Raw genomic sequence first — 2,895 nt, 5'->3', positions numbered from 1 at the left:
CGTGACCTGACCAAAAGGCAAAGTGAAGGAATCGCTGCTGGTTGGTTTTTTGTAAGATAACCCCGTGATTCCGCTGACTTTAGGAGCCGATCCAGATGATCGATCAGTCAGAACAGCCTTTGCAGGCAAAAAGCCCCGATTTTTGACCGTTGAAGCATCCACATCCTCAAGAGCCAGGATGGTATCAGTAACCCCGAATCCCGCTTGAGCCGCGGCCGCTCGGCCCGTAAAAGACACCAGTAGAGACACCGGCACAGTAGCAGCGTCACCAAAGGGATTTAGAGCCTTCTTGATCGTGCCGTTGCGATTGACCACCTTAGTAATCGTGATGGGGCTGGCCCCAGACTGATAACTGAGATACTTAGTCAGATACCCGCCCGTAGCCCCGTTTTTAATTGCTTGCTTGATCCGATTAAACCGTCGCTTGCGCATTGTCTTGCCCTACCACTTAAAAAAACCAGTCATAGAGCGGGTTTGATGCCGTCAAACCCACTCAATTCTTAAGACCGAACCGCTTCGACTTGCTGCATTTCAACCGGTTGCACCACCCGGATCGTGGCTTGGTTGATCACACCCCGAACGCCTGGAGCAATTTGTTGCAAGGACGTAGATTCAACCACCGATAGGGAGTTGACCTTTTTAGTGCCAGCAGGCGGAACCCATGCATCTTCGGCCTTGGAGACCGCCTCCATCAGGCGATACAAGAGACCCATCAAAAGGTCGTCTCCAATGGCCTCTGCCGAAGTAGGTACGGTTACGGGGCCCAGCAGATCAGCAACCTTGACACCGATCCATTCGCCGTCTGCGAAGATCAGTCCCGGTTTAGCCTCAAGCATTTCCTGAACGAGAGAGTTAGCCATTACCTAAGCCCTGAAAGCAGGGGCGTGATTGAATTCTGCTCTCAGCCTGGCACGGCTCGGAACTCAAAAAAACAGCCGGAAACCTAATAGGTCTCCTCGCAAACTCCGGCCGATCGGGCTGGAGTCCAGGCGATCGCCTCATAGGCATCACTACCCCCGAACCAGCGCTGCTGTGAACCGCCCCGTTGCGTCGTAAATTGGAATGGGGACAGGGACAGGCCAGATATGAGCCACCGCATATTGGAGCTTCACCCTGGCCATGGGCCGCCGTCGTGGCAATTTGCGCGATCGCCCCAGCACCGTATCGGAGCCAGGAACCACCGGGTAGGCCGTCCCTTCCTGTTCGTTTTGGCTGAAGTGGGCCTTAGACCAGTCGGGAGCTTCCCCCAAAACTCGAAAAATCGCCTCCACCATGTCGCGCCCAGCAGCTTTTGAGCCGCAAAGGATTTTGAGCTGGATGGGCGGGTTGCGTTCCAAGTCACGGTAGGCCATACAGTCGCGGCCTTTTTGCCAGTGACTTTCCGCCCGGGGTGGAAATTCAGACTTAATCCTGCGGCCGATCGCCTCTAAAGCCGATTCCGAGAGCGACTCACCCGATTTCAATCGAAACGAAACCTCACCCGTAATCGGGGTCTGACCAGGTTCAAGATCCTGACGGCTTTCCCGAAAAAACAGGGAGATTTGGGGCAAAAATTTAACCGACTGCTGAAACCCAGGGATTGGCAAACCGTAGATCGGTGGATTCACAAGCTCATCACGTCTGGTCACCAGGTAAAACAAAATCAACCGCCCGATCGTTAGGTCGATCGTGTCGGGTTCAAGGTGCGAGCAGGCAAGCCGGATCGACGCTCTAGGACTCTTTGACAGATCGCCATTTTGGCCGGGAGTCCAAGACTCATCACCCACATCGCGAAAATAGCGAGCCACTTCAGGATTGACTAACCGCTTTACTTGGTCTTGAAAATGCTCGGTCGGTGAAAAATTCTTAGGTAATTGGTCTGAGGGAAAACGGTTAGGTGCTGCCATAATCAATCTCCAAATTCCAAATCTTCTGAGCTTAAATCGCTCGCCTCACTGGCTTCTCTTGTCGCTTCTGCTCTTATTGTTTGCGGCACATTATCTTCCTGTGCTGCCTTGCCAATCGGTCTTGGCAAATCTGGGTTATAGTTTTCATCCTTAATCGGTTTCTCTGCGTTAGCAATTTGCGTTCTGAAATCTTGCTGGTATCGCGAAAATAACGAGCTACTTCGGGATTAACTAATCGTTTTACTTGATCTTGAAAATGCTCAGTCGGTGAAAAATCCTTAATTAATTGGTCTAAGGGAAAAGGGAAACGGTTAGGTGCTGCCATAGTTAATCTCCTAGGTAATTGGTCTGAACGGTTAGGTGCTGCCATAGTTAATCTCCAAATCCTAAATCTTCTGAGCTTAAATCGCTCGCCTCACTGGCTTCTCTTGTCGCTTCTGCTCTTATTGTTTGCGGCACATTATCTTCCTGTGCTGCCTTGCCAATCGGTCTTGGCAAATCTGGGTTATAGTTTTCATCCTTAATCGGTTCCTCTGCGTTAGCAATTTGCGTTCTGAAATCTTGTTGATTTTGGGCTAATAACAAAGTTTCCTCGTCAATCGATAACGGTTTCTTGCCAAATAGAGTTGTCAAGTCTGGCAGTTCTATAACACCACTACCCGTTAGAGCACCAAAGAGCAAAAGTGATCGACCAATCAAGCCCGTAATACCGACAGGCATCCATTTATAGTCATTTTCACCAACAATTCTTGATTTCTTTAAGGCATTCCCGATTCGACTAACATTATTGGTTAGCACCTCAGCAACAGCATTAGTGCCCTGGAAATTGGTAGAGAGGCAGAAGTGTTGAATGACAGATTCAGGTTATAAAAAAGGGGTAAGAAGATGTAATTCTTACCCCAAACAATCAAAAAGTAATACACCAATGTTACGCTCATTCTCTCAAATCGTCAAACCTATTCTCAAAAGCTTACCTGAGCATGATTACCCAGTGCTCAGCAGTCGGAGA

At 49.6% G+C, this 2,895-nt stretch carries 5 protein-coding genes; all 5 read right to left on the bottom strand.

Features of this window, described 5'->3' with window-relative positions; translation table 11 throughout:
* On the bottom strand, window positions 1–315 hold a 315-nt coding region (locus AMR42_RS21215), incomplete at its 3' end, for a hypothetical protein (RefSeq protein ID WP_143473076.1).
* Between the two features lie 185 nt (window positions 316–500).
* Complete coding sequence (locus AMR42_RS12860) at window positions 501–860, bottom strand: hypothetical protein (protein ID WP_099534027.1); 360 nt, start codon at window positions 858–860, stop codon at window positions 501–503.
* Between the two features lie 150 nt (window positions 861–1,010).
* Complete coding sequence (locus AMR42_RS12855; protein ID WP_143473075.1) at window positions 1,011–1,886, bottom strand: hypothetical protein; 876 nt, start codon at window positions 1,884–1,886, stop codon at window positions 1,011–1,013.
* Window positions 1,887–1,959: 73 nt separating this feature from the next.
* Entirely contained in the window at window positions 1,960–2,256 is a 297-nt protein-coding gene (locus tag AMR42_RS19940; RefSeq protein ID WP_143473074.1) for a hypothetical protein, read from the bottom strand.
* 2 nt (window positions 2,257–2,258) lie between these two features.
* A complete protein-coding gene (locus tag AMR42_RS12850) occupies window positions 2,259–2,684 on the bottom strand; it encodes a hypothetical protein (RefSeq protein WP_143473073.1) in 426 nt (141 codons plus the stop codon).
* Window positions 2,685–2,895 lie beyond the last annotated feature (211 nt).

The sequence above is a fragment of the Limnothrix sp. PR1529 genome (assembly GCF_002742025.1).
In the GTDB taxonomy this organism is placed as follows: domain Bacteria; phylum Cyanobacteriota; class Cyanobacteriia; order CACIAM-69d; family CACIAM-69d; genus CACIAM-69d.
The sequence above is the reverse complement of the archived record's forward strand: the minus strand, read 5'-3'. Positions and strand labels throughout refer to the sequence as shown.